This is a genomic window from Pseudomonas sp. FSO-7, assembly GCF_059579345.1.
Genome location: NZ_CM184193.1, coordinates 6,235,098 through 6,260,149 on the forward strand (window position 1 = coordinate 6,235,098; position 25,052 = coordinate 6,260,149).

A 25,052-nucleotide genomic window follows, 5' to 3' on the forward strand; every position below is an offset into this window, starting at 1 on the left:
TAGCCCGATCGGTCTGGGTGACCCAAGCCATTCGTCATGAAATGGACCGGCAGGTCAGCCCAGCCGCCAGGCGGCAAGCCCCAGGCACAACCAGCCGATCAGGAACGCCACGCCACCCAACGGGGTGATGATGCCCAGCTTGCTGATGCCTGTGAGCGTCAGCAGGTACAGGCTGCCGGAGAACAACAGGATGCCGATGACAAAGGAAATGCCGGCCCAGGTGACGATGCGCCCGGGAATATGCGTGGCCAGCAACGCTACACCTAGCAACGCCAGGGTGTGCACCAGTTGGTAGGTGACGCCGGTGTGGAAAATCGCCAGGTAATCGGCGCTCAGGCGGTTTTTCAAACCATGGGCGGCGAATGCCCCCAGCGCCACGCCTGTGAAACCGAAAAAAGCCGCCAGCATCAGAAAGCTACGCAACATGGGAACTCCAGTCAGACTCGGTGGACAGGGTCTGTATAATGGCCCGCTCGACGGGTTCGGCCAAGCCATCTCTATGCTGCGTACATTGTTTCGACGATTCCTCAAAGCCCTGCTCTGGTTCGCCGTCGGCAGCGTTGTGCTGGTGCTGCTGTTTCGCGTGGTGCCGCCGCCGTTCACGGCGCTGATGATCGAGCGCAAGGTTGAATCCTGGTTCGGCGGTGAACCGATCGACCTGCAACGCACCTGGCAGCCTTGGGACCAGATCTCCGACAGCCTCAAAGTCGCGGTGATCGCTGGCGAGGACCAGAAATTCCCCGAGCACTGGGGCTTCGACATCGGCGCGATCCAGGCCGCCTTCGCTCACAATGGCCGTGGCGGTTCGATTCGCGGCGCCAGCACCCTCAGCCAGCAAGTGTCCAAGAACCTGTTTCTCTGGTCGGGACGCAGCTGGCTGCGCAAAGGGCTGGAGGCCTGGTTCACCGCACTGATCGAAGTGCTCTGGCCCAAGCAGCGGATCCTTGAGGTGTACCTCAACAGCGTCGAGTGGGATGACGGTGTGTTTGGGGCGGAAGCGGCAGCACGGCATCACTTCCGCATCGGTGCCGACGCCCTGTCCCGCCAGCAGGCCAGCCTGCTGGCGGCGGTATTGCCCAACCCGCGGAAATGGAGCGCCAGCCGGCCGAGCCCCTATGTGCTACGGCGGGCGGGCTGGATTCGCCAGCAGATGAGCCAGTTGGGGGGCGACAGTTATTTGCTGGGGCTCAATCATGCGCGACGGGCGCCTTGGGCGCAGTAGACCAGACAGCGACATTCAACTGTGGGAGCGAGCTTGCTCGCGATGGCGGAGGGTCAGGCAGCATCGATGTTGAATGATAAGCCGCCATCGCGAGCAAGCTCGCTCCCACAGGGGGTCTGCGGCGAATCCAATAGTGAGCACACACAAAAACGCCCCGATCATCACTGATCGGGGCGTTTTTTATTACCGCTACCGCAGGTCAAGCCGCAATCGACACCTTGAGCTTGTTCATCGCGCTCTTCTCAAGCTGGCGAATCCGCTCGGCCGACACGTTGTACTTCTGCGCCAGGTCGTGCAGCGTGGCTTTTTCCTCGGCCAGCCAACGCTGGTAGAGGATGTCGCGGCTGCGTTCGTCCAGCACTTCCAGGGCTTCGTGCAGGTTGGTGTTGGAGTTGTCGCTCCAGTCGGCGTCTTCCAGTTGACGCGCCGGGTCGTACCGGTGGTCTTCCAGGTAGTTGGCCGGCGATTGGAAAGCGCTGTCGTCGTCCGCTTCAGCGGCCGGGTCGAAAGCCATGTCATGGCCGGTCAGGCGGCTTTCCATCTCGCGCACTTCCCGAGGCTCTACGCCCAGGCTTTCAGCCACGCGATGGACTTCTTCGTTGTTCAGCCAGGCCAGACGCTTCTTCTGGCTGCGCAGGTTGAAGAACAGCTTGCGCTGGGCCTTGGTGGTCGCGACTTTCACGATGCGCCAGTTGCGCAGGATGAACTCGTGGATTTCCGCCTTGATCCAGTGCACCGCAAACGACACCAGGCGCACGCCCATTTCCGGGTTGAAACGCTTGACCGCCTTCATCAGGCCGACGTTGCCTTCCTGGATCAGGTCGGCCTGGGCCAGCCCGTAGCCGGAATAGCTGCGGGCGATGTGTACAACAAAACGCAGGTGGGCGAGCACCATCTGCCGAGCCGCCTCAAGATCCTGCTCATAATAGAGACTCTCGGCCAGTTCACGCTCCTGCTCGGGCGTCAGCAATGGAATGCTGTTCACCGTGTGCACATAAGCCTCCAGGTTCGCACCCGGGACCAGAGCATAAGCAGGTTGCAAAGAAGTGGTCATACGAAAAAACCTCCGACTCACATAACTCGTGCAGTTCAGCACTGCGAAAATTGACCGGGAACCCTAAGACAAGTTCCCACAAAAACCGAAAGGTCAATACGCGCAAAAAACACTATTTTGGCGCAAGCTCACGCAAGTGGCGTGCGACCGCAATCCATGCACCGATATAACCCAACAGCACCGCGCCAAGCAAGAGCGACAGACCGTCGGCGACTGGCACTCCAGCCAGCGAAAAATCACTGCCGTACAAACCGGCCAGCCCCACTACCGCATCGTTCAGCCAGTCCAGGCCAAACGCCAATACGCCCCAGGACAGAATCCCGGCACCGAAGCCATACAGCGCCCCCATATAAAGGAAGGGCCTGCGTACATAACTGTCCGTACCGCCGACGAGTTTAATCACTTCTATCTCGGTGCGGCGGTTTTCAATATGAAGACGAATGGTATTGCCTATCACCAAAAGTAATGCAGAAACCAGCAGCACCGTCAGACCGAAGACAAACCGGTCGCCAAGCTTGAGGATCGCCGCAAGACGCTCGACCCAGACTAGATCAAGTTGCGCCTGTTGTACCTTCGGCAATTCGGAAAGTCTTTGTCTTAATGCTTCAAGGGCGGGCTTGTCGACCTCGTTCGGCGTCACCAGCACCACGCCCGGCAGCGGGTTTTCCGGCAACTCCTTGAGGGCGTCGCCCAGGCCGGACTGTTGCTGGAACTCTTCAAGCGCCTGCTCGCGGCCGATGTACTCGGCTTCGGCCACGCCCGGGATGGCCTTGATCTGCTCACGCAATGCCTGGCCTTCGCCGGGGCTGGCGTCCATCTGCAGGTACAGGGAAATCTGCGCCGCGCGCTGCCAGGAACCGCCCAGGCGCTCCACATTATTCAGCAATAATGACAGGCCCATGGGCAGGCTCAAGGCAACCGCCATCACCATGCAGGTAAAGAAGCTGCCGATGGGTTGCTTGCCCAGGCGCCGCAGGCTGTCCAGCAGGCTGGCGCGATGGCTTTCGATCCAGGCGCGCAGCAGCGTGGCGAAGTCCGGGCCGTCGTCATCGTCGCGTTTTTTCTTTTGCGGCTGCGGATCGGAGGCCTTCGGGGCCACGCGTTCGGCCACTTTCGGGCTGCGAGTCGCACTCATACGCCGGCCTCCCCGTCACCAATCAGGCGTCCGCGCTGCAAGGTGAGCATGCGGTGACGCATGCGCGCGATCAACGCCAGGTCGTGACTGGCGATCAGCACGCTGGTGCCCAGACGGTTGATGTCTTCGAACACGCCCATGATTTCCGCCGCCAGGCGCGGGTCGAGGTTACCGGTGGGTTCGTCCGCCAGCAGCAAGGCCGGGCGATGGACGATGGCGCGGGCGATGCCAACGCGCTGTTGCTGGCCGGTGGACAGGTCGCCCGGGTACAGGTCGGTCTTGTCCGACAGGGCCACGCGCTCCAGGGCCGAGTCCACGCGCTTGATGATCTCGGCCTTGGACAATCCGAGGATCTGCAACGGCAACGCCACGTTGTTGAACACGGTGCGATCGAACAGCAACTGGTGATTCTGGAACACCACGCCGATCTGCCGCCGCAGGTAGGGGATCTGGGCATTGCTGATGGTGCTCAGGTCCTGGCCGGCCAGCAGCAGCTTGCCAGTGGAAGGCCGCTCCATCGCCAGCAGCAGGCGCAGCAAGGTACTTTTACCGGCGCCGGAATGGCCGGTGACAAACAGAAACTCGCCCCGACGGACCCGAAAGCTCAGCTCATGCAAGCCGACGTGACCGTTCGGATAGCGTTTACCGACCTGTTCGAAACGAATCATGAATGCTCCCGTTCGGCAAACAGTGCCTGGACAAAGGGCTCGGCTTCGAAGGTGCGCAAGTCGTCGATGCCTTCGCCCACGCCGATGTAGCGAATGGGCAGGCCGAACTGCTTGGCCAGGGCGAAGATCACCCCGCCCTTGGCGGTGCCGTCGAGCTTGGTCAGGGCCAGCCCGGTCAGTTCGACGGTCTGGTTGAATTGCTTGGCCTGGTTGATAGCGTTCTGGCCGGTACCGGCGTCCAGCACCAGCAGCACTTCATGGGGCGCGTCGGCGTCGAGCTTGCCGATCACCCGGCGCACCTTCTTCAGTTCTTCCATCAGGTTGTCTTTGGTGTGCAGGCGACCGGCCGTGTCGGCGATCAGTACATCGATGCCACGGGCCTTGGCCGCTTGTACGGCGTCGAAGATCACCGAAGCGGAGTCGGCGCCAGTGTGCTGGGCGATCACCGGGATCTTGTTACGCTCGCCCCACACTTGCAGCTGTTCGACCGCGGCGGCGCGGAAGGTGTCGCCGGCGGCCAGCATGACTTTCTTGCCTTCGAGCTGCAGCTTCTTGGCCAGCTTGCCGATGGTGGTGGTCTTGCCAGCGCCATTGACGCCAACGACCAGGATCACGAACGGCTTGTTCTGCGAAGCGATCACCAGCGGTTTTTCCACCGGCTTGAGCAGGCTGGTCAACTCGCCTTGCAGGGATTTGTACAGGGCGTCGGCGTCGGTCAGCTGTTTACGCGCGACCTTCTGGGTCAGGCTCTGGATGATCACCGAGGTGGCCTCGACACCGACATCGGCGGTGAGCAGGCGGGTCTCGATGTCTTCCAGCAACTCGTCATCGATGACTTTCTTGCCCAGGAACAGGCTGGCCATGCCTTCGCCGATGCTGGCGCTGGTCTTGGACAGGCCCTGCTTGAGGCGGGCGAAGAAGCCGACTTTGCTCTCTTCGACAGTGCGCGCGGGCTCGGTCAAGGCCGGAACTTCAGCCGGGGCAGGTTCTGGCTCGGGGACGCTTTGAGGAACGGCAGGCGCAACGACCGCCACCGGAGCTTCGACAATAGGGGCCGCGACCGGTGCATCGACAGGTTGCGTCGGTGCCGGAATCGGTGGGGGAATATGCGCAGCTTCATCCTCGACCAGCGCGACCGGCTCTTCCGCCACTGGCAAGCTCAACCAGGGAGTGTGCCCGGCGGGCGGGGTCAGCGGCTGTTCGGCCACTGGCTCAGGCGCGCGTTCAGGTTCGACCGGTTGCAGCACCGGCTCGGTGATCGGCAGGACGATGGGCGCGGCCTCTTCGACCACTGCCTCGGCGGCGGGCTCGGGCAGCGCTTGTGGCTGTTCGACGACGGTATCCTGCGGCTTCTTGCGCAGCCATCCGAACAGGCCTTTTTTCTCGCCAGCCGCAGCTGGGGTCTTCTTGTCGTCGTTGGAACCAAACATGGAGGACGGCTATCTCACGGTAGCGACGCGCCACGAGGGCGCCTCGGTGATAAATATTCAATGCTGAACAGACTGCGTTTCATCCAGCTTGTTCACGCGCAACATTTTGTCGAAGCGTCCCCGGGACGCCTCAAAGTCGATTTTTTCGAAGGACTGGTACGGCATCATCGGCGAAAACGCCGGGATCAACGCGCAAACCCAGCGTTTCTCCAGAGAACCCAGACAACCCCGGGCCGATAAAAGGCCCGATAGGCGTGGCCGCCAGTAAAACGGATCAGTATCCTAGCACCTCCTCGCCCGCTGAGGCTAAGACCTAGCAGGCAACCCAACAGGTTTAAACACGAATGAATGCTCTTGCCCGCCGCGCCGCAGGCCTGCTGCTCAGCACAGTTTGTCTGCCTCTTTCAGCCTTGGCTGCCGACCCACAACCCACCCATGAATTCACCCTCGACAACGGCCTGAAGGTCGTCGTGCGCGAAGACCATCGGGCGCCAGTGGTGGTGTCCCAGGTCTGGTACAAGGTGGGCTCCAGCTACGAAACGCCAGGCCAGACCGGTTTGTCCCACGCCCTTGAGCACATGATGTTCAAGGGCAGTGAAAAAGTCGGCCCCGGCGAAGCGTCGCTGATCCTGCGCGACCTGGGTGCCGAAGAGAACGCCTTCACCAGCGACGACTTCACCGCCTACTACCAGGTGCTGGCCCGCGACCGCCTGGGCGTGGCCTTCGAGCTGGAAGCCGACCGCATGGCCAGCCTGCGCCTGCCGCCGGAGGAGTTCAGCCGCGAGATCGAGGTGATCAAGGAAGAGCGCCGCATGCGCACCGACGACAAGCCCATGTCCAAGGCGTATGAGCGCTTCAAGGCCATGGCTTACCCGGCCAGCGGCTACCACACGCCGACCATCGGCTGGATGGCCGACCTGGACCGGATGACCGTCGAGGAACTGCGTCACTGGTACCAATCCTGGTATACCCCGAACAACGCGACCCTGGTGGTGGTCGGCGACGTGACGCCGGACGAGGTCAAAACCCTGGCCCAGCGCTATTTCGGCCCGATTGCCCGGCGTGCGGTGCCGGTCGCGAAAATCCCCCTGGAGCTGGCCGAACCCGGCGAACGGCAGATCACCCTGCATGTGCAGACCCAACTGCCCAGCGTGATGCTGGCCTTCAACGTGCCGAGCATCGCCACCGCGCCGGACAAGGCGTCGGTCAACGCGCTGCGGCTGATCTCGGCGTTGCTGGACGGCGGCTACAGCGGCCGGATCCCGACCCAGCTGGAGCGCGGCGAAGAGTTGGTGTCCGGCGGTTCGTCGAACTACGACGCCTTCACCCGCGGCGACACGCTGTTCACCCTGTCGGCGACGCCCAACACGCAGAAAAACAAAACCCTCGCCCAGGCCGAAGCGGGCTTGTGGCGCTTGCTTGAGCAGTTGAAAACCACGGCCCCGACCGCCGACGAACTGGAACGCGTGCGCGCCCAGGTCATCGCCGGCCTGGTGTATGAGCGCGACTCGATCACCAGCCAGGCCACCGCCATCGGCCAGTTGGAAACCGTCGGCTTGTCCTGGAAGCTGATGGACACCGAACTCGCCGAATTGCAAAGCGTGACCCCGCAAGACATCCAGAAGGCAGCCCAGCTGTATTTCACCCGCTCGCGCCTGAGCGTTGCGCACATCCTGCCCGAGGAGAAAGCTCATGAATGAGCGCAAATCATCACGCCTGGTGCTGATCGGCCTGGTTTTGCTCGCCTTGGCCTGCGCCCTGGCCTTTTACCTGTCGCCTTCAAGCAACTCCGACGCCAGCCAGGCATTGGACAAGGCCAAGTCCGGGAACAAGCTGCAATCGTTGGCCGAACTGGACGACAAGGCGCCCAGCCGGCGCCAGCTCGACGTACAAACCTGGAAAACCGCTGACGGCGCCAAGGTGCTGTTCGTCGAAGCCCGGGAATTGCCAATGTTCGACCTTCGCCTGACCTTCGCCGCCGGCAGCAGCCAGGACGGCGACGCCCCCGGCCTCGCCCTGCTGACCAACGCCATGCTCAACGAAGGCGTGGCCGGCAAGGACGTCGGCGCCATCGCCCAAGGTTTCGAAAGCCTCGGCGCAGACTTCGGCAACGGTGCCTACCGGGACATGGCCGTAGCGTCCCTGCGCAGTCTCAGCGCAGCCGACAAGCGTGAACCGGCCTTGAAGCTGTTTGCCGAAGTCGTCGGCAAACCGACCTTCCCCGCCGACTCCTTCGCCCGGATCAAGAACCAGATGCTGGCCGGTTTCGAGTACCAGAAACAGAACCCCGGCAAACTGGCGGGCCTGGAACTGATGAAGCGCCTGTACGGCGAGCATCCTTATGCCCACTCCAGCGACGGCACCGCCGACAGCATCCCAGCGATCACCCTGGCCCAGGCCCGGGCTTTCCACGCCAAGGCCTACGCTGCCGGCAACGCAGTGATTGCGTTGGTGGGGGATTTGTCCCGCGCCGAAGCCGAAGCGATTGCCAACCAGGTGTCCGCCGCCCTGCCCAAGGGCTCGGCCCTGGCGAAAACCCCGCCACCGATGGAGCCGAAGGCGAGCATCGGGCACATCGAGTTCCCGTCCAAGCAGACCAACCTGATGCTCGCGCAACTGGGCATCGACCGCGACGATCCGGACTATGCCGCGGTGTCCCTGGGCAACCAGATCCTCGGCGGCGGTGGCTTCGGCACGCGACTGATGACTGAAGTTCGCGAAAAACGCGGCCTGACCTACGGCGTGTATTCCGGGTTCACGGCGATGCAGGCCCGCGGCCCGTTCATGATCAACCTGCAAACCCGTGCCGAGATGAGCGAGGGCACCTTGAAACTGGTGCAGGACGTGTTCGCCGACTACCTCAAGAACGGTCCGACCCAGAAAGAACTCGATGACGCCAAGCGTGAGTTGGCCGGCAGTTTCCCGCTGTCCACCGCCAGCAATGCCGACATCGTCGGCCAGCTCGGCGCCATGGGCTTCTATGACTTGCCGCTCAGCTATCTGGAAGACTTCATGCGCCAATCCCAGGAACTGACGGTCGAGCAGGTCAAGGCCGCGCTGAACAAACACCTGAGTACCGATAAAATGGTCATCGTCACCGCCGGCCCGAGCGTGCCGCAAAAGCCGTTGCCGCCCCCTACTGACAAACCTGCCGAGCAGCCGCTCGGGGTTCCGGAGCACTAATGGCCCGCCCATCGAATTCCAGCAAGAAACCCGTGCACAACGGTGTGAACCAGTTGCGCATCATCGGCGGCGAATGGCGCAGCCGGCGCCTGAGCTTCCCGGATGCCCCGGGGTTGCGCCCCACCCCGGACCGCGTGCGGGAAACCCTGTTCAACTGGCTCGCGCCCTACGTGGCAGGTGCCCGGGTGCTCGACCCGTTCGCTGGCAGCGGCGCGCTGTTTCTCGAAGCCCTGTCCCGTGGCGCCGCCATGGGCCAGGCGCTGGACGCCAGCAACCTGGCGGTCTCTAGCCTCAAGGAACACCTGGGCACCCTGCGTTGCACCGTCGGTCAGGTGCAAACGGCCGACGCGCTGCGTTACCTGAACAGCCAACCGGCGGCGCCTTTCGACCTGGTGTTCCTGGACCCGCCTTTCAACCAGAACCTGTTGCCGACGGTCTGCGCCTTGCTCGAGGAACGTCAGTGGCTAGCGGAGGATGCCTGGGTCTACACTGAAAGCGAGACTGCCCCGTCCACCCTGGGCTTGCCGGGCAACTGGCGCTTGCACCGCGAGCAGAAATCCGGGCGGGTGTATTACGCGTTGTGGCAGCGTTTGGCAAAGGACATGGGCTGAACGGCTGCCCCGTGCATCGAGAATAATAATGATGTCCGCCGCATCTGAACGTTTCGTCCCTGCCCCGGGCCTTGGCAACCCGCATCTGCAAACCTTGTGGGGCCCCTTGTGGCGCCAGACCACCCACATCGAGCGTCAACGCGAGCGCCTGTGGCTGGAAGACGGTGACTTCCTCGACCTCGACTGGCACGGCCCCCACAGCGCCAAAGCGCCACTGGTGCTGGTGCTGCACGGGTTGACGGGCTCGTCCAACTCGCCTTACGTGGCCGGGTTGCAGCAGGCACTCGATCGCCAGGGCTGGGCCAGCGCGGCCTTGAACTGGCGCGGCTGCTCGGGCGAGCCGAACCTGCTGCCCCGCAGCTATCACTCGGGCGTCAGCGAAGACCTGGCCGCCGCCATCGCCCACTTGCGCGCCCGACGGCCCTTGGCGCCGCTGTTTGCGGTGGGTTACTCACTGGGCGGCAATGTGTTGCTCAAGCATTTGGGGGAAGCCGGCCGCGACAGCCAGTTGCAAGGGGCGGTGGCGGTCTCGGTACCGTTTCGCCTCGACCAGTGCGCCGATCGCATCGGCCAGGGGTTTTCCAAGTTTTACCAGGCGCACTTCATGCGACAGATGGTGGCCTACGTGCGCAACAAGCAACGCCAATTCCAGCACGACGGACGCCACGAAGGCCTGGCGACCCTGGCGGCGCTTGGCCCGCTGGAAAACATGCGCACCTTCTGGGACTTTGACGGCCGGGTGACCGCACCGCTGCACGGGTTCTCCGATGCGGCGGACTACTACCGCCGTGCCTCCAGTCGCTATTTCATGGCCGGCATCAGCACACCGACCCTGGTCATCCAGGCCGCCGACGATCCTTTTGTATTTCCCCACAGCCTGCCCGAACCCGGCGAGTTATCCGCCTCGACCCAACTTGAACTGCACGCCCGGGGCGGGCATGTGGGTTTTGTCGACGGAACCCTGCGGCGCCCGGGGTATTACCTGGAGCGGCGGATTCCTGATTGGCTGGCCAGCCTGGGGCGCGGCTGACGATTCGCAGACAACACAAATCCCTGTGGGAGCGAGCTTGCTCGCGATAGCGGTGTAGCAGCGACATTGAAGTTGTCTGACACACCGCCATCGCGAGCAAGCTCGCGCCCACAGAGACTTGGGGGTGTGAGCGTTATTCGCCCTTCGCCACGCCCCGCTGGGGATCATTGATCCATTCACTCCATGAGCCGGCGTACAGCCGCCCCAAGGGATACCCTGCCAGGCACAAGGCAAACAGGTTGTGGCACGCCGTCACACCGGAGCCGCAGTACGCCACCAGGTCGGTGGGCGAACGCTCGCCCAGCTTTTCGGTGAAGCGTTGCTTGAGCAGGTCAGCCGGCAAGAAGCGGCCATCGGCACCCAGGTTGTCGGTGAACGCTGCGCACTGGGCGCCCGGGATATGCCCGGCCACCGGGTCGATCGGCTCGACTTCGCCCTTGAAACGCGGCAACGCCCGGGCATCCAGCAGGGTCATGGCCGATTCACCGAGGCGTTGTTGCAGCGCTTGCGCATTGATCAGCAGGCTCGCATCCGGCGTACCCGTGAAAGTCCCGCGGCTGTTCTGCGGCGGATCCAGGCTCAAGGGCAAGCCGGCGGCATGCCAGGCCTTGAGCCCACCGTCGAGGATGTACACGCCATCGCGCTTGCCCAGCCAGGCCAGCAACCACCAGGCCCGCGCGGCATAAGCGCCGGGGCCGTCGTCGTACAGCACGACGTCGCTGTCGTTATCCAGCCCCCAAGCCTTGAGGCGCTCGATCAAGGCCTCGGGCTCGGGCAGCGGATGACGCCCGGTCACGCCTTTGGTCACCGGCCCGCTCAGGTCGCGCTCAAGGTCCGCGAACGACGCCCCGGCAATGTGGCCCTCGGCATAACTGCGCTGGCCGTAATCCGGGTCCTCCAAGGCAAAACGACAATCGAGGATGACCAGTCCGGGCCGTGATCGCCGCTGTTCGAGGGATTGGGGGCTGATGAGTTGCGCGATGGGCATGGTGAGCTCCTGTGGCTAAGTCGGGGATCGGTTCCTACTGCCCTTCCTCCAGGGTCTGGGCCAGGGGGACGTAATATTCCTTGAACAATGCATCCACCGCCTCGCGGGCCTGATCGGTCACGAAACCGGCCTCCAGCACCAGCACCTGATAGACGCCGCGCTTGATGGCCTGCTCACTCAGGTGGCTGAAATTCTCCCGCGTGGTGCACAAGAACCGCACCCAGGACGTGAGGATGATCCAGGCGTTGAGGGTCAGGGACTCGATCTGCACCCGGTCCATCTTCAGGATGCCGGCGGCAACGAAACCCTCGTAGATCGCGGTGCCGTGGATCAGGCAGCGCTGGGAAAACCGACGATAGCGGGCCGCAAGGTCCGGATCGCTGTCGAGCAGATGCTCCAGGTCCCGGTGCAGGAAGCGGTAGCGCCACATGGCCGCCAGCAGTTCCTGCAGATAGAAGCGCTTGTCATCCACCGTGGCCGCCCGGCCCTGGGGCGGACGCAGGAAGCTGTCCACCTGGTTCTCGTATTCACTGAACAGCACGGCGATGATCGCCTGCTTGTTGGGGAAGTGGTAATAGAGATTGCCCGGGGACATGTCCATGTGGGCGGCGATGTGATTGGTGCTGACGCTGCGCTCACCCTGTTGGTTGAACAGCTCGAGGCTGTTTTGCACGATGCGCTCGCTGGTTTTCATTCGTGGGGCCATGGTTTGGGCTTTAATTCGACGAAGGCATTGATCGGCATCTTACGACCTATCGGTCACAGGAAAAACCCACAGCCGTTGCGGATGTCATTGACTTTCTAGAGTACAAGCTCTAGAAAACACCCATTCTAATAATATCCGGTGCCTGACGATGCCTGCCGACGTTGCCTACCTGCACGAGTCTCAACAACAACTGGACGAGCTGCGGTCGCTCTTCGATGCCCAACGCCAGGCCTACGTCGCTCATCCGATGCCCCCGGCCGAACAGCGCCGACAATGGCTCAAGGCATTGCGCGAAGTATTGAGCAATGAACGACAAGCCTTGATCGACGCCATCAGCCAGGATTTCAGCCACCGCAGCGCCGACGAGACACTGTTGGCCGAGCTGATGCCAAGCCTGCACGGCATCCATTACGCCAGCCGGCACCTCCAGGGGTGGATGAAACCCTCCCGGCGCAAGGTAGGCATGGCCTTTCAACCGGCCTCAGCCAAAGTGATCTATCAGCCGTTGGGCGTGGTCGGGGTCATTGTGCCGTGGAATTACCCGTTGTTCCTGGCCATCGGGCCGCTGGTAGGGGCGTTGGCGGCGGGCAACCGGGTGATGCTCAAGCTCAGTGAATCGACACCGGCGACCGGCCTGCTGCTCAAGCAATTGCTGGCCCGGGTCTTCCCCCAGGACCTGGTGTGTGTGGTGCTCGGCGAGGCAGAGGTGGGCATGGCGTTTTCCAAGCTGCCCTTCGATCACCTGTTGTTCACCGGTGCCACCAGCATCGGCAAGCATGTCATGCGCGCCGCTGCCGAAAACCTGACCCCGGTCACCCTGGAGCTGGGTGGGAAATCGCCGGCCATCGTGTCGGTCGATGTACCCATCAAGGACGCCGCCGAACGCATTGCCTTCGGCAAAACCCTGAATGCCGGGCAAACCTGTGTCGCCCCGGACTACGTGCTGGTGCCGCAGAACCGCGTCGGCGAGTTCGTCGAGGCGTATCGCGAGGCAGTTCGCGGGTTTTATCCGACCCTGGCGGACAACCCGGACTACACCGCCGTCATCAACGAACGACAACTAGCGCGGCTCAACGGCTACATCAGCGACGCCACCGGCAAGGGCGCGTTGCTGATCGAGCTGTTCGAGCAAGGCCAGGGCCGTCGCATGGCCCACAGCCTGCTGCTCAACGTCAATGATGAGATGACCGTCATGCAGGACGAGATCTTCGGCCCGCTGTTGCCCATCGTGCCCTATGACAATCTCGACCAAGCGTTTGCCTACATCAATCAGCGCCCTCGCCCGCTGGCGCTCTACTACTTCGGCTACAACAAGGCCGAACAGCATCGCGTGCTCCACGAAACCCACTCCGGCGGCGTCTGCCTGAACGACACGCTGTTGCATGTCGCCCAGGATGACATGCCGTTCGGCGGCATCGGGCCCTCGGGCATGGGGCATTACCATGGGCATGAGGGCTTCCTGACCTTCAGCAAGGCCAAAGGCGTGCTGACCAAACAGCGATTCAACGCAGCGAAGCTGATTTATCCGCCTTACGGCAAGCCTTTGCAGAAACTGATCCAGAAGCTGTTTGTCCGCTGACGCGCGTCTTTTTCCGGGTAAATCACAATAATGAATCCCAGCCTCACCGATACCCCCGCGCTGTCACGGCGCGGCCTGCTGAAATTCAGCCTCGGCGCCAGTGCCTTCCTGGCCACCGTCGGGCTGGGCGCCAGCCTGAGCGGTTGCTCGCCAAGCCAACCGGCCGCCGGCCTGGCGGCCCTGCGCGACAGCGACCTGGCGTTTTTACGCGCCGTCATCCCGGTGATGCTGGACGGCGCAATGGCCGTCGGGCAGCTCCCCGCCGCCACTGACGCGACCCTGGGCAGCCTGGACAGAACCCTGGCCCACTTGTCCCCCGCCATGCTCAAGCTCACGCACCAGCTGTTCGATGTGCTCACGCTGGGCGTCACCCGTGGCCCCCTGACCGGGGTTTGGGGGGCGTGGGAAAACGCCAGCATCGATGACATCCGCCAGTTCCTCGATCGGTGGGAAAACAGTTCGCTGGACCTGCTGCGACAAGGTCACAGCTCGTTACTGCAATTGGTGATGATGGCCTGGTACAACCGCCCCGAGGCGTGGGCGCATTGCGGGTATCCAGGACCGCCAACGGTCTGAAAGCCAGACCAGGCCCCTGTGGGAGCGGGCTTGCTCGCGAAAGCGGTGTGTCAGCTTGCATAAATGTTGAATGTACAACCGCATTCGCGAGCAAGCCCGCTCCCACAGGGTTCTTCATCGTCAACTCATAACAATAAGAGAGCCCCGAACATGCCCGTACCCGATCCCTTCCGCGAAGGCCTCGCCCGTGGCTGGACCACCTACAACGGCGCGCAGTTGACCGAGGACCTGACCCTGGAAGCGGACGTGGCCATCATCGGCAGCGGTGCCGGTGGCGGCACTACGGCGGAAATCCTCAGCGCTGCCGGCTACCAGGTGTTGCTGATCGAGGAAGGACCGCTCAAGACCAGCCATGACTTCAAGCTGCTCGAAGACCAGGCCTACAGCAGCCTGTACCAGGAAGGCCTTGGGCGCATGAGCAAGGACGGCGCCATCACCATTCTCCAGGGCCGGGCGGTCGGTGGCACGACGCTGATCAATTGGACCTCCAGCTTCCGCACACCCGACCAGACCCTCGATCACTGGGCCGCCGAGCACAACGTCAAGGGCCACGGCCGCGCTGAAATGGCACCCTGGTTCGAACAGATGGAACAGCGCCTGGGTGTGGCGCCGTGGCTCGTTCCGCCCAACGCCAACAACGACGTGATCCGCAAAGGCTGCGAACAGCTTGGCTACGCCTGGCACGTCATCCCGCGCAATGTCCGCGGCTGCTGGAACCTGGGCTATTGCGGCATGGGCTGCCCGACCAACGCCAAGCAGTCGATGCTGGTCACCACCATCCCGGCCACGCTGGACAAGGGTGGCGCGCTGCTTTACCTGGCGCGGGCCGAGCGCCTGACGATCAAAAACGATGCCGTCGTAGGCCTTGAGTGCCAGGCCATGGACGAGGGTTGCGTGGCGCCGACCGGGCGGCGCATCACCGTCAAGGCGCGGCACTACGTGCTGGCGGGCGGCGGCATCAACAGCCCGGGCCTGCTGCTGCGCTCGGCTGCGCCCGACCCGCACGAGCGCTTGGGCAAGCGCACCTTCCTGCACCTGGTGAACATGTCCGCCGGGCAATTCGACGAGGTCATCAACCCGTTCTACGGTGCGCCGCAATCGATTTATTCGGATCACTTCCAATGGCAGGACGGGGCCACCGGCAAGATGGCCTACAAGCTCGAAGTCCCGCCCTTGCACCCGGCCCTCGCTACCACGTTATTGGGCGGGTTCGGCCCCGAGAACGCTTTGCACATGTCCCGACTGCCCCACACCCACGCCATGCTCGCGCTGTTGCGCGACGGTTTTCACCCAGACAGCCCCGGGGGCCGCGTCGAGTTGCGTAGCGACGGCACGCCCGTGCTCGACTACCCCGTTTCGCCGTATACCTGGGACGGCCTGCGCCGGGCCTTCCACAGCATGGCCGAGATCCAGTTCGCCGGCGGCGCCAAGGCGGTGATGCCCCTGCACAACGACGCCCGCTACGTGAAGACCCTGGCCGAGGCCCGCACGCTGATCGACGGGCTCGACCTGGCCTTGTATCGCACGCGCCTGGGCAGTGCCCACGTGATGGGTGGCTGCGCCATGGGTGAAGACCCGACAACCGCCGTCACCGACAGCCTGGGCCGCCATCACCAACTGGGCAACCTGTCGATCCATGACGGCTCGCTGTTTCCCACCAGCATCGGCGCCAACCCACAATTGTCGGTGTACGGGCTGACCGCGCAATTGGCGACGGCCCTGGCCGAACGCCTGAAAAACCCATGAGCTACGTATTGAAAAAACAACGCCCCCGTGGCGAGGGAGCTTGCTCCCGCTTGAGCGCGAAGCACTCACAGAATGGGCCTGCTGCGCAGCCCAGCGGGAGCAAGCTCCCTCGCCACGGGTTTACCGAACGTGTGAATATCCGGATTATTCGCAGCGTCTATAGTGCTTTCTTATCCAACAGCCGACTTGGCCGACCGAGAAGGCTGCGATACCATCCGACTCCCCAACGGACTCCCGCCAGGACGACGCGATGAACCGAGTGTTGTACCCAGGTACCTTCGACCCTATTACCAAGGGCCATGGCGATCTGGTCGAACGCGCCGCGCGCCTGTTCGACCATGTGATCATTGCCGTCGCCGCCAGCCCCAAGAAGAACCCGCTGTTCCCGCTGGAGCAACGTGTGGAACTGGCCCGCGAGGTCACCAAGCACCTGCCCAACGTGGAAGTGGTCGGCTTTTCGACGCTGTTGGCCCACTTCGCCAAGGAAAAGAACGCCAATGTGTTCCTGCGCGGCCTGCGCGCGGTCTCGGACTTCGAGTACGAGTTCCAACTGGCCAACATGAACCGCCAATTGGCACCGGACGTCGAGAGCCTGTTCCTGACACCGTCGGAGCGCTACTCCTTCATTTCCTCGACCCTGGTACGGGAAATTGCGGCGTTGGGCGGTGATATCACCAAGTTCGTCCACCCGGCCGTGGCCGATGCGCTGACCCTGCGCTTCAAGAAATAACCGGCTGGCGCTGCGAGCTACCTCGCAGCGCAGCGCAGTCCATCGCGCCCGCGTGCACTGCGCTCGCCAATGCGGCACAATTGCGCCCATACGTTTTTCAGATGCCCGGGCCCAACGCCCCGGCAGGAGCCTGCATGTCCCTGATCATCACCGACGACTGCATCAATTGCGACGTCTGCGAACCCGAATGCCCGAACGAGGCCATTTCCCAAGGCGAGGAGATCTACGTCATCGACCCGAACCTGTGCACCCAGTGCGTCGGCCATTACGACGAACCCCAGTGCCAGCAGGTTTGCCCGGTCGATTGCATCCCGCTGGACGAGGCTCATCCGGAGACGGAAGAGCAGTTGATGGCGAAATATCGCAGGATTACTGGCAAGGCTTGAGCCAGGTGGCTTTGCAGTGTTTGTGCCGGCCCTATCGCGAGCAGGCTCGCTCCCACAGGGATTCGCTGTGCTCACATAATTTGTGTCTTGAGCAAAATCCCTTGTGGGAGCGAGCCTGCTCGCGATAGGGCCATCAGTTGCACCCAAGATCCAACAGCCTGCCTCACTCCTGCCGCTCAAACCCCTCCCCCACACACCCCAGGCACCGCACGAACGTGGCCTTCGCCGGGTCCACCACCAACGCTTTCCCCGCATCGCCGACCCCGCCGCCCAGCGCGGTAAAGGGCAACGACACCACGAATGCCCCAGCCCCGATCACCGTGGCGGCGAGCAGCAGTGGGCGGGCGATCAGCAGATCACCGATCATGGCAAAAGCCGGCGGATTCTGGATGGTGTAGCGCGGGTCGCCGCTGCCACTGTTCGCCAGGGCAGGCAAACCGACACTCAGCAGCAGCGCTAGAACGACAGGTCGAAGCACTTTCATCGGACGATCCTTCGGCTAAAGCAGTTGATTACTGACTATAGACCGTCGGACGCATCAGCTCTGGCAGCGCGGACACCAGACACTGGCGCGCTGGCCCAGGCGGATTTCCCGCAGCCCCGTGCCACAGACCTTGCACAGTTCCCCGCCCCGACCGTAGACGAACAGCTCCTGCTGGAAATAGCCGGGCTGGCCATCCCCACCGATGAAGTCCCGCAACGTGGTGCCGCCGCGCTCGATGGCATGGGCGAGGATGCGCTTGATCTCGATCGCCAGCTTCAGGTAACGCGCCCGGGAAATGCCTCCGGCGGCCCGACGCGGGTCGATCCCGGCGGCGAACAGTGCCTCGGTCGCATAGATATTGCCCACGCCCACCACCACCGCGTTGTCCATGATGAACGGTTTGACCGCCATGGAGCGCCCCCGCGAAAGCTGGAACAACCGCTCGCCGTCGAACAGGTCGGTCAACGGCTCGGGGCCGAGGCGAATCAACAGTTCGTGATTGAGCGGGTCGAGGCTCCAGAGCATCGCGCCGAAGCGCCGAGGGTCGGTGTAGCGCAAGGCCAGGCCGGACTCCAGCTCGATGTCCACGTGCTCGTGCTTGAGGGCGGGCATGCCGACCTCCACCAGGCGCAGGTTGCCGGACATGCCCAGATGGCTGATCAACGTGCCGACCTCGGCATTGATCAACAGGTACTTGGCCCGCCGCTCCACCTGCACGATGCGCTGGCCCGAGAGCCGCACGTCGAGGTCTTCCGGGATCGGCCAGCGCAGGCGGCGGTCGCGGACCACCACGCGACTGACCCGCTGGCCTTCAAGATGGGGCGCGATGCCGCGACGGGTGGTTTCGACTTCCGGCAGTTCTGGCATGGGGTTCTCGCGTCAGGCGACGCCGCGCACTCAACGAGAGGCGAGGTCGCGAATTTCCTGTTTCTGGGTCTGGAAGTCGTATTCCGACAACCCGATGTAGTCGAGCACCAGGCTGCCGACGCTATCCCACTCATGGTCTTCGGCCTGATTGCCGAGCACCCGGTGGGACGCACAGATGTTCTCGGACATCTTCAGGATCGCCAGCAGGTTTTTCAACTGGCTGTTGTTACGTGAAGAGTCGTCGCTGAACACCGCCAGAGCGTTGTGGTGGTTGGCGATGGCCTGGCTGACGTGATCCGGCAGGCGCCAGGATTTGGAGGTGTAGTAACCGACCACCGCATGGTTGGTGTTGAACACCCGGTTCTCGGTGTCCACCACCCGGCACTCGGCGCTGGCACTGGCGTAGGCCTCCTCCAGCACGCTCATGTAGTTGGGGAACTGCTTGAGCATCAACGGCACGCCGCAATCGTGGAACAACCCCAAGGCATAGGCTTCGTCACCGTTCTCCAGGCCGACACGCTTGGCCAGGGTCAGGCAGGTCATCGCCACGTCCTGGGCCGTATCCCAGAAGCGGTTCAGGGTCACGATGGCGTCGTCGTGCAGCTCGCCCTTGATCGACTGCGCATTGATCAGGTTGATGATCGAACGGCTGCCCAGCAGGTTCACCGCGCGCTGGATCGAGGTGATCTTGTTGCGCAGGCCGTAATACGGCGAGTTGACGATCTTGAGCAAGGCTCCCGAGAGACCCGGGTCCTGGGAGATCAATTTGGCGATGGTCTCCAGGTCCGGGTCGGGCATGTACTGTTCCATCTGCAGATCCACCATGATCTGCGGCTGGGGCGGCACACTGATCCCTTGCAGGGACTGTTGGATCTGTTCGGCGGAAAGTTCTTTGGACATGAGTACACACTCTGGGTCAGGCGGGGATTCTAACCCTTAAAGATGGATCCGATACACCGCCGGGTAGATCGGCGGAACTTTCATCCAGACATCGGCTTCGGACTTTACAGGGCCGACAGCCAAGCCTGCCTGCAGGCTTGAGTCGGCAGTCCAGTCACTCAGCTTGAGGAGATTTTTTCATGCCAGGCTCCCTGAACAACAAACGTGTCGCCATCCTGGTGACCGACGGTTTTGAACAAGCCGAACTGACCGGCCCCCAGCAGGCGCTGGAACAGGCCGGCGTCAAGGTGGACATCGTTTCGGCCCGCGAAGGCCAGGTCAAGGGCTGGAACCATGATCAGCCGGCCGACGACTTCCCGATCGACCTGACCTTCAAGGCCGCCAATGTCGAGCAATACGACGCCGTGGTGCTGCCCGGTGGTGTGCAGAACTCCGACACCATCCGCATCGACCCCGATGCGCAGAAACTGGTCAAGGGCTTCGAGGCGGCGGGCAAGCCCATTGCGGTGATCTGCCATGGTGGCTGGCTGCTGGTGTCGAGCGGGCTGGTCAAGGGCAAGACCATGACCAGCTACAAGACCCTCAAGGATGACCTGGTCAACGCCGGCGCGAACTGGGTTGACGAGGAAGTGGTCAAGGACGGCACGTTGATCAGCAGCCGCCAGCCCGATGACATCCCGGCATTCAACCGCGAGTTGCTCAGCGCGTTGTCCGCCTGAAGCCTGCTCGATACCGTGGCGAGGGAGCCAGCTCCCTCACCACATGTCCACCACAAGCCCCGCCAGGGTTACAACACGGTATACTCCCGCTCTTTTTTCCGGAGCGACGTCATGTCCCTGCCTAGCCTGCGCCTCAAAGCCAACGCCGACCGTCGCCTGCGCGCCGGCCACCTGTGGGTCTACAGCAACGAAATCGATGTGGCCGCCACGCCCCTGCACGGCTTCAAGGCCGGCGACCAGGCCATCCTCGAAGCCGCCGGCGGCAAGCCGTTGGGCATCGTCGCGATGAGCCCCAACAACCTGATCTGCGCCCGACTGCTGTCCCGTGACGTGAAGCTGCCGCTGGACAAGTCCCTGCTGGTGCATCGCCTCAACGTGGCGTTGTCCCTGCGCGAGCGGCTGTTCGACAAGCCGTTCTATCGCCTGGTCTACGGCGACTCCGACCTGTTGCCAGGCCTGGTGGTCGACCGTTTCGGCGACATCCTGGTGGTGCAAATTGCCTCGGCCACCATGGAAGCCCACAAGGACGACGTGATCGCCGCCCTGACCCAGGTGCTCAAGCCCAGCGGCATCCTCTTCAAGAACGACTCCGCGGCCCGTGACGCCGAAGGCCTGAACCGCTACGTCGAGACCGTGTTCGGCCTCGTACCGGAATGGGTCGCCCTGGAAGAGAACGGCGTGAAGTTCGAAGCGCCGGTCATGGAAGGCCAGAAAACCGGCTGGTTCTACGACCACCGCATGAACCGCGCACGCCTGGCGCCGTACGCCAAGGGCAAGCGCGTGCTGGACCTGTTCAGCTACATTGGCGGCTGGGGCGTGCAAGCCGCGGCGTTCGGCGCCAGTGAAGTGTTCTGCGTCGACGCCTCGGCCTTCGCCCTCGACGGTGTCGAGCGCAACGCCGCGTTGAACGGCTTCGCCGAGAAGCTGACCTGCATCGAAGGCGATGTGTTCGAGGCCCTGAAAGAGCTCAAGGCCAGCGAAGAACGTTTCGATGTGATCGTGGCCGACCCACCGGCCTTCATCAAGCGCAAGAAAGACCTGAAGAACGGCGAAGGCGCCTATCGCCGCCTCAACGAACAAGCCATGCGCCTGCTCAGCAAGGACGGCATCCTGGTCAGCGCGTCGTGCTCGATGCACCTGCCCGAAGACGACCTGCAAAACATCCTGCTGACCAGCGCCCGTCACTTGGACCGCAACATCCAACTGCTCGAACGCGGCGGCCAAGGGCCAGACCATCCGGTACACCCGGCCATTGCCGAAACCCGCTACATCAAGAGCATCACCTGCCGGTTGTTGCCCAACAGCTGAAGCCTGGCGGGGCCAGTGCCGTAGCGCTGTGCCTCCCGACTGGCAACCTGATCGCAGCCTTGGCTGCGATTTTTTTTGCGTGCCTGATCAGTCCCCGCCTTGCAAGTCACCCTGCTCCGGCAGCGTAACAGGGGGCTGTTGGCCGGCTGAACCCTGCCAGTCGTCATCCCGCGCACGACATTGGCGCCCGATCAGCGCTTTGCGTCATTTCATCCTGGCGCCAGCGGTGTAGAATCGGGGCATTCATCGCCATTCATCCCCGGCGGGTTTATGAGCTCATGCCGAGGCGCGCAGTGATCCTGCAAAGTCATCGGCCACGTCCGGACACACGGCCAAACCCGAGTGCTCCAGACGTCGACAGAAGCTCACTTCCCCATTGATACCTGATAAGTACCTGATTAGCCGCCCGGAGTGCTCCATGCCTGATTACCGCTCGAAAACATCCACCCATGGCCGCAACATGGCCGGCGCCCGTGCCTTGTGGCGCGCCACGGGGATGAAGGATGACGACTTCAAGAAGCCGATCATCGCCATTGCCAACTCCTTCACCCAATTCGTACCGGGCCACGTCCACCTCAAGGACCTCGGCCAACTGGTTGCCCGGGAAATCGAACGCGCCGGCGGCGTGGCCAAGGAATTCAACACCATCGCCGTGGACGACGGCATCGCCATGGGCCACGACGGCATGCTCTATTCGCTGCCGAGCCGCGAGATCATCGCCGACTCCGTCGAATACATGGTCAACGCCCACTGCGCCGACGCCATCGTGTGCATTTCCAACTGCGACAAGATCACCCCGGGCATGCTCATGGCCGCCCTGCGCCTGAACATCCCGGTGATCTTCGTCTCCGGTGGCCCGATGGAAGCCGGCAAGACCAAGCTCGCCAGCCACGGCCTCGACCTGGTCGATGCCATGGTGATCGCCGCCGACTCCAGCGCCTCTGACGAGAAGGTCGCCGAGTACGAGCGCAGCGCCTGCCCAACCTGCGGTTCGTGCTCCGGCATGTTCACCGCCAATTCGATGAACTGCCTGACCGAAGCCCTGGGTCTGGCCCTGCCGGGCAACGGCTCCACCCTCGCGACCCACAGCGATCGCGAGCAGTTGTTCCTGCAAGCCGGCCGGACCATCGTCGAGCTGTGCAAGCGCTACTACGGCGAGAACGACGAATCGGTGCTGCCGCGCAACATCGCCAACTTCAAGGCGTTCGAAAACGCCATGACCCTGGACATCGCCATGGGCGGTTCCACCAACACCATCCTGCACTTGCTGGCCGCGGCCCAGGAAGCCGAGATCGATTTCGACCTGCGCGACATCGACCGCCTGTCCCGTCACGTGCCGCAACTGTGCAAGGTCGCGCCGAACATCCAGAAGTACCACATGGAAGACGTGCACCGTGCCGGCGGGATCTTCAGCATCCTCGGCTCCCTGGCCCGTGGCGGCCTGTTGCACACCGACCTGCCGACCGTGCACAGCAAGACCATGGCCGAGGCCATCGCCAAGTGGGACATCACCCAGACCACCGACGAGGCCGTGCATCACTTCTTCAAGGCAGGCCCGGCGGGCATTCCGACGCAAACCGCGTTCAGCCAGTCGACCCGTTGGGAAACCCTGGACGACGACCGTGAAAACGGCTGCATCCGCAGCGTTGAGCACGCGTACTCCAAGGAAGGCGGCCTGGCCGTGCTGTACGGCAACATCGCCCTGGATGGCTGCGTGGTGAAGACCGCCGGCGTCGACGAGTCGATCCACGTGTTCGAAGGCAACGCGAAGATTTTCGAAAGCCAGGACAGCGCCGTGCGCGGCATCCTCGCTGACGAAGTGAAGGCCGGCGACATCGTGATCATTCGCTACGAAGGCCCGAAAGGCGGCCCGGGCATGCAGGAAATGCTCTACCCGACGTCCTACCTGAAGTCCAAAGGCCTGGGCAAAGCCTGCGCCTTGCTGACCGATGGCCGGTTCTCCGGTGGCACCTCGGGCCTGTCCATCGGCCACGCTTCGCCGGAAGCGGCGGCTGGCGGCGCCATCGGCCTGGTGCGCGATGGCGACAAGGTCCTGATCGACATTCCGAACCGCTCGATCAACCTGTTGATCAGCGACGAAGAACTGGCCGGGCGTCGCATCGAACAGGACAACAAGGGCTGGAAACCGGTGGAAGTGCGTCCGCGCAAAGTCACCACGGCCCTCAAGGCCTACGCCCTGCTCGCCACCAGCGCCGACAAGGGCGCGGTGCGTAACAAGGCGATGCTTGACGGCCTGTAAGCGTCCATAGCCGCAATAAAAAAGCCCCGCCAAGTGCGGGGCTTTTTTTGATGCCATAAAACCCGGTGATCCTTTGTGGCGAGGGAGCTTGCTCCCGCTGGGGCGCGAAGCGGCCCCAAAAGTTAGCCCCTAACATCCGTGTGTGAGCTGACGATTTTGGGGCTGCGGCGCAGCCCAGCGGGAGCAAGCTCCCTCGCCACGGGTTCACCTATTTTCGAGTCCCTGGTACTCCTGTGGGAGCGAGCTTGCTCGCGATGGCGGTGTGTCAGCCAGCAAAAGTGTTACTGAACCATCGCCATCGCGAGCAAGCTCGCTCCCACAGAAGGTCGTGGGTCTTATTGGATGTCTTCCGGCTTGACGATCACCCAGTTCTTGTCCGCCGTCACCGGCAGCCCTTCTTTGGCCTGAGCCGCCGCGTGCTTGGCCATCATGCCGTTGATCTGGGTCATGTATTTGTCCTTGCGGTTGACCCACAGGTGGATGCCGCCCTTGGCCACGTCCACATCGTGGAACAGCATGTAGCCGTCACTGCTCGGCGTGTCACCCGCCACCAGCACCGGTTTTTTCCATTCGTCGATGTACGTCAGGATCGCCGCGTGCTTGCCGGCCATCCAGGTCGCCGGGGTCCACAGATAAGGTGTGTACTCCAGGCCAAGGTTGGCCTTCTCGTCATATTTACCCGCGGTGATCTGCTTGCGGGCGGTGGTCAGCTCGCCGGTCTTGCGGTCCTTGAGCAGCGTAGTCACGCCGATCACGTTCTGTGGCTTGAGGTTGTAGCCGTATTTCGGGTCCGAGGCGACCATGCGCACCAGTTCTTCGGAAGCGGCGGTCATGACATAGACCTCGATGCCGTTTTCCATCAGCTTGTTGTACAGCTCGGCCTGGCCGGTGAAGATTTTCGGCGGGTTGACGTTGTACTGGACCACCTTGTCGCCGTCGTAATACGTGGTCGGCACCGGTTTGCCGGACGCCATCAACTCATCGACATAGCCCTTGAGCTCCTTGAGCGTGAAGCCCGAGAACACCTGGGCCACCCACGGATAGCAGACCATGTCATCCACTTCGCACAGGCGGTAGTAATAACTGAACAGGCTTTCCTTGTGGTCGGCCGTGTCCTTGAACGGCATCAGCTTCAAGGACGGGTCCAGGCTGTCCCGGGTGATGAGGCCCTTGTTCTCCATGAACGGCAGCAACGATTCCTCAAGGTCGTAGCGGTAACTGGTGTTGTCCATGTCGAACACCGCGTAGTTACCCTTGTTGGCGTTGGCCGCGATCATCGCGTCCAGGGCCTTGGCCTGCTCCGCCGGCCAGTGCTTGAGTTCGGTGGCGAGCACCTGGCCGGCAAGACCAAGACTCAAGGCGACAGCGAGAAAACGAGGTGCGAGCTTCATCGGCATTTCTCCCAGGTTCAAAGAACTCGACGCTAACAAATGCGTATGACAGTCCTCACCCAGCCGCGACCGCGCGCGT

At 62.9% G+C, this 25,052-nt stretch carries 24 protein-coding genes; 13 read left to right on the plus strand and 11 right to left on the minus strand.

Annotated features, from left to right (window positions below; all coding sequences use genetic code 11):
- Nucleotides 1-54: 54 nt before the first annotated feature.
- Nucleotides 55-426 carry a DUF423 domain-containing protein gene (locus tag AC515T_RS27420; protein ID WP_072405917.1) on the minus strand — a complete coding sequence of 124 codons (372 nt, stop codon included), beginning with the start codon at nt 424-426 and terminating at the stop codon, nt 55-57.
- A 73-nt stretch (nt 427-499) separates the two neighbouring features.
- On the opposite strand from AC515T_RS27420, the gene mtgA reads away from it, so the two are divergent.
- Nucleotides 500-1,222: a monofunctional biosynthetic peptidoglycan transglycosylase gene (gene mtgA / locus AC515T_RS27425; protein WP_496530714.1), complete on the plus strand. Its 723-nt coding sequence runs from the start codon at nt 500-502 to the stop codon at nt 1,220-1,222.
- Nucleotides 1,223-1,421: 199 nt separating this feature from the next.
- Here the strand turns inward: mtgA and rpoH are convergent, their stop codons facing one another.
- From rpoH to ftsY, 4 genes are all read right to left on the minus strand, one after another.
- Nucleotides 1,422-2,276, minus strand: coding sequence for an RNA polymerase sigma factor RpoH (gene rpoH / locus AC515T_RS27430; protein ID WP_003177476.1), 855 nt, complete (start codon nt 2,274-2,276; stop codon nt 1,422-1,424).
- Between the two features lie 112 nt (nt 2,277-2,388).
- Complete coding sequence (gene ftsX / locus AC515T_RS27435; RefSeq protein ID WP_496530715.1) at nt 2,389-3,411, minus strand: permease-like cell division protein FtsX; 1,023 nt, start codon at nt 3,409-3,411, stop codon at nt 2,389-2,391.
- Complete coding sequence (gene ftsE, locus AC515T_RS27440; RefSeq protein WP_003177474.1) at nt 3,408-4,079, minus strand: cell division ATP-binding protein FtsE; 672 nt, start codon at nt 4,077-4,079, stop codon at nt 3,408-3,410. Before ftsE ends, ftsX begins: the two co-directional genes overlap by 4 nt.
- Complete coding sequence (gene ftsY / locus AC515T_RS27445) at nt 4,076-5,509, minus strand: signal recognition particle-docking protein FtsY (protein WP_496530716.1); 1,434 nt, start codon at nt 5,507-5,509, stop codon at nt 4,076-4,078. The genes ftsE and ftsY overlap by 4 nt, the downstream gene beginning before the upstream one ends.
- 344 nt (nt 5,510-5,853) lie before the next feature.
- On the opposite strand from ftsY, the gene AC515T_RS27450 reads away from it, so the two are divergent.
- The 4 genes from AC515T_RS27450 to AC515T_RS27465 are packed head-to-tail and all read left to right on the plus strand — an operon-like array spanning nt 5,854 to nt 10,333.
- Nucleotides 5,854-7,209: a M16 family metallopeptidase gene (locus tag AC515T_RS27450; protein WP_496530717.1), complete on the plus strand. Its 1,356-nt coding sequence runs from the start codon at nt 5,854-5,856 to the stop codon at nt 7,207-7,209.
- The gene (locus AC515T_RS27455; protein ID WP_496530718.1) at nt 7,202-8,692 is read left to right on the plus strand and encodes a M16 family metallopeptidase; all 1,491 of its coding nucleotides are present in this window, start codon (nt 7,202-7,204) and stop codon (nt 8,690-8,692) included. The genes AC515T_RS27450 and AC515T_RS27455 overlap by 8 nt, the downstream gene beginning before the upstream one ends.
- Nucleotides 8,692-9,303 (plus strand): 16S rRNA (guanine(966)-N(2))-methyltransferase RsmD, encoded by a 612-nt coding sequence (gene rsmD, locus AC515T_RS27460; RefSeq protein WP_496530719.1) that lies wholly within the window; start codon nt 8,692-8,694, stop codon nt 9,301-9,303. The genes AC515T_RS27455 and rsmD overlap by 1 nt, the downstream gene beginning before the upstream one ends.
- Before the next feature lie 31 nt (nt 9,304-9,334).
- The gene (locus AC515T_RS27465; RefSeq protein ID WP_496530720.1) at nt 9,335-10,333 is read left to right on the plus strand and encodes a hydrolase; all 999 of its coding nucleotides are present in this window, start codon (nt 9,335-9,337) and stop codon (nt 10,331-10,333) included.
- 133 nt (nt 10,334-10,466) lie between these two features.
- On the opposite strand, the gene AC515T_RS27470 is transcribed toward AC515T_RS27465, so the two are convergent.
- Both AC515T_RS27470 and AC515T_RS27475 read right to left on the minus strand, forming a co-directional pair.
- Entirely contained in the window at nt 10,467-11,321 is an 855-nt protein-coding gene (locus AC515T_RS27470; RefSeq protein WP_496530721.1) for a sulfurtransferase, read from the minus strand.
- Between the two features lie 34 nt (nt 11,322-11,355).
- Nucleotides 11,356-12,027 carry a TetR/AcrR family transcriptional regulator gene (locus tag AC515T_RS27475; RefSeq protein ID WP_496530722.1) on the minus strand — a complete coding sequence of 224 codons (672 nt, stop codon included), beginning with the start codon at nt 12,025-12,027 and terminating at the stop codon, nt 11,356-11,358.
- Nucleotides 12,028-12,175: 148 nt separating this feature from the next.
- On the opposite strand from AC515T_RS27475, the gene AC515T_RS27480 reads away from it, so the two are divergent.
- From AC515T_RS27480 to AC515T_RS27500, 5 genes are all read left to right on the plus strand, one after another.
- Nucleotides 12,176-13,606 carry a coniferyl aldehyde dehydrogenase gene (locus AC515T_RS27480; protein WP_496530723.1) on the plus strand — a complete coding sequence of 477 codons (1,431 nt, stop codon included), beginning with the start codon at nt 12,176-12,178 and terminating at the stop codon, nt 13,604-13,606.
- A 30-nt stretch (nt 13,607-13,636) separates the two neighbouring features.
- Nucleotides 13,637-14,182, plus strand: a complete 546-nt coding sequence (locus AC515T_RS27485; RefSeq protein ID WP_496530724.1) for a twin-arginine translocation pathway signal protein — start codon at nt 13,637-13,639, stop codon at nt 14,180-14,182.
- A 150-nt stretch (nt 14,183-14,332) separates the two neighbouring features.
- Nucleotides 14,333-15,928: a GMC family oxidoreductase gene (locus AC515T_RS27490; protein ID WP_496530725.1), complete on the plus strand. Its 1,596-nt coding sequence runs from the start codon at nt 14,333-14,335 to the stop codon at nt 15,926-15,928.
- A 250-nt stretch (nt 15,929-16,178) separates the two neighbouring features.
- The gene (gene coaD, locus AC515T_RS27495; RefSeq protein ID WP_003177462.1) at nt 16,179-16,658 is read left to right on the plus strand and encodes a pantetheine-phosphate adenylyltransferase; all 480 of its coding nucleotides are present in this window, start codon (nt 16,179-16,181) and stop codon (nt 16,656-16,658) included.
- 134 nt (nt 16,659-16,792) lie between these two features.
- Complete coding sequence (locus AC515T_RS27500; RefSeq protein WP_009683359.1) at nt 16,793-17,044, plus strand: YfhL family 4Fe-4S dicluster ferredoxin; 252 nt, start codon at nt 16,793-16,795, stop codon at nt 17,042-17,044.
- A 163-nt stretch (nt 17,045-17,207) separates the two neighbouring features.
- On the opposite strand, the gene AC515T_RS27505 is transcribed toward AC515T_RS27500, so the two are convergent.
- Genes AC515T_RS27505 through AC515T_RS27515 form a run of 3 tightly spaced genes read right to left on the minus strand, consistent with a single transcriptional unit; the run spans nt 17,208 to nt 19,241 of the window.
- On the minus strand, nt 17,208-17,528 hold the full coding sequence (locus AC515T_RS27505; RefSeq protein ID WP_496530726.1) for a multidrug transporter: 321 nt from the start codon (nt 17,526-17,528) through the stop codon (nt 17,208-17,210).
- Nucleotides 17,529-17,582: 54 nt separating this feature from the next.
- Complete coding sequence (gene mutM / locus AC515T_RS27510) at nt 17,583-18,395, minus strand: bifunctional DNA-formamidopyrimidine glycosylase/DNA-(apurinic or apyrimidinic site) lyase (protein ID WP_053188961.1); 813 nt, start codon at nt 18,393-18,395, stop codon at nt 17,583-17,585.
- Nucleotides 18,396-18,425: 30 nt separating this feature from the next.
- The gene (locus AC515T_RS27515) at nt 18,426-19,241 is read right to left on the minus strand and encodes an HDOD domain-containing protein (protein WP_192262654.1); all 816 of its coding nucleotides are present in this window, start codon (nt 19,239-19,241) and stop codon (nt 18,426-18,428) included.
- Between the two features lie 233 nt (nt 19,242-19,474).
- Here AC515T_RS27515 and AC515T_RS27520 point away from each other — a divergent pair, with 233 nt between their 5' ends.
- The 3 genes from AC515T_RS27520 to ilvD all read left to right on the plus strand — a co-directional run bounded on the left by AC515T_RS27520 (nt 19,475) and on the right by ilvD (nt 23,582).
- A complete protein-coding gene (locus tag AC515T_RS27520) occupies nt 19,475-20,014 on the plus strand; it encodes a type 1 glutamine amidotransferase domain-containing protein (protein ID WP_496530727.1) in 540 nt (179 codons plus the stop codon).
- Between the two features lie 111 nt (nt 20,015-20,125).
- Entirely contained in the window at nt 20,126-21,322 is a 1,197-nt protein-coding gene (locus tag AC515T_RS27525) for a class I SAM-dependent rRNA methyltransferase (protein WP_003206543.1), read from the plus strand.
- 418 nt (nt 21,323-21,740) lie between these two features.
- On the plus strand, nt 21,741-23,582 hold the full coding sequence (gene ilvD, locus AC515T_RS27530; RefSeq protein WP_496530728.1) for a dihydroxy-acid dehydratase: 1,842 nt from the start codon (nt 21,741-21,743) through the stop codon (nt 23,580-23,582).
- Nucleotides 23,583-23,917: 335 nt separating this feature from the next.
- On the opposite strand, the gene AC515T_RS27535 is transcribed toward ilvD, so the two are convergent.
- Entirely contained in the window at nt 23,918-24,973 is a 1,056-nt protein-coding gene (locus tag AC515T_RS27535; RefSeq protein ID WP_496530729.1) for an HAD family hydrolase, read from the minus strand.
- Nucleotides 24,974-25,052 lie beyond the last annotated feature (79 nt).

Bases quoted from the DNA above. Each gene is read 5' to 3' on its own strand.
- AC515T_RS27420 (WP_072405917.1), bottom strand. From the start codon at position 426: ATGTTGCGTAGCTTTCTGATGCTGGCGGCTTTTTTCGGTTTCACAGGC.
- mtgA (WP_496530714.1), top strand. From the start codon at position 500: ATGCTGCGTACATTGTTTCGACGATTCCTCAAAGCCCTGCTCTGGTTC.
- rpoH (WP_003177476.1), bottom strand. From the start codon at position 2,276: ATGACCACTTCTTTGCAACCTGCTTATGCTCTGGTCCCGGGTGCGAAC.
- ftsX (WP_496530715.1), bottom strand. From the start codon at position 3,411: ATGAGTGCGACTCGCAGCCCGAAAGTGGCCGAACGCGTGGCCCCGAAG.
- ftsE (WP_003177474.1), bottom strand. From the start codon at position 4,079: ATGATTCGTTTCGAACAGGTCGGTAAACGCTATCCGAACGGTCACGTC.
- ftsY (WP_496530716.1), bottom strand. From the start codon at position 5,509: ATGTTTGGTTCCAACGACGACAAGAAGACCCCAGCTGCGGCTGGCGAG.
- AC515T_RS27450 (WP_496530717.1), top strand. From the start codon at position 5,854: ATGAATGCTCTTGCCCGCCGCGCCGCAGGCCTGCTGCTCAGCACAGTT.
- AC515T_RS27455 (WP_496530718.1), top strand. From the start codon at position 7,202: ATGAATGAGCGCAAATCATCACGCCTGGTGCTGATCGGCCTGGTTTTG.
- rsmD (WP_496530719.1), top strand. From the start codon at position 8,692: ATGGCCCGCCCATCGAATTCCAGCAAGAAACCCGTGCACAACGGTGTG.
- AC515T_RS27465 (WP_496530720.1), top strand. From the start codon at position 9,335: ATGTCCGCCGCATCTGAACGTTTCGTCCCTGCCCCGGGCCTTGGCAAC.
- AC515T_RS27470 (WP_496530721.1), bottom strand. From the start codon at position 11,321: ATGCCCATCGCGCAACTCATCAGCCCCCAATCCCTCGAACAGCGGCGA.
- AC515T_RS27475 (WP_496530722.1), bottom strand. From the start codon at position 12,027: ATGGCCCCACGAATGAAAACCAGCGAGCGCATCGTGCAAAACAGCCTC.
- AC515T_RS27480 (WP_496530723.1), top strand. From the start codon at position 12,176: ATGCCTGCCGACGTTGCCTACCTGCACGAGTCTCAACAACAACTGGAC.
- AC515T_RS27485 (WP_496530724.1), top strand. From the start codon at position 13,637: ATGAATCCCAGCCTCACCGATACCCCCGCGCTGTCACGGCGCGGCCTG.
- AC515T_RS27490 (WP_496530725.1), top strand. From the start codon at position 14,333: ATGCCCGTACCCGATCCCTTCCGCGAAGGCCTCGCCCGTGGCTGGACC.
- coaD (WP_003177462.1), top strand. From the start codon at position 16,179: ATGAACCGAGTGTTGTACCCAGGTACCTTCGACCCTATTACCAAGGGC.
- AC515T_RS27500 (WP_009683359.1), top strand. From the start codon at position 16,793: ATGTCCCTGATCATCACCGACGACTGCATCAATTGCGACGTCTGCGAA.
- AC515T_RS27505 (WP_496530726.1), bottom strand. From the start codon at position 17,528: ATGAAAGTGCTTCGACCTGTCGTTCTAGCGCTGCTGCTGAGTGTCGGT.
- mutM (WP_053188961.1), bottom strand. From the start codon at position 18,395: ATGCCAGAACTGCCGGAAGTCGAAACCACCCGTCGCGGCATCGCGCCC.
- AC515T_RS27520 (WP_496530727.1), top strand. From the start codon at position 19,475: ATGCCAGGCTCCCTGAACAACAAACGTGTCGCCATCCTGGTGACCGAC.
- AC515T_RS27525 (WP_003206543.1), top strand. From the start codon at position 20,126: ATGTCCCTGCCTAGCCTGCGCCTCAAAGCCAACGCCGACCGTCGCCTG.
- ilvD (WP_496530728.1), top strand. From the start codon at position 21,741: ATGCCTGATTACCGCTCGAAAACATCCACCCATGGCCGCAACATGGCC.
- AC515T_RS27535 (WP_496530729.1), bottom strand. From the start codon at position 24,973: ATGAAGCTCGCACCTCGTTTTCTCGCTGTCGCCTTGAGTCTTGGTCTT.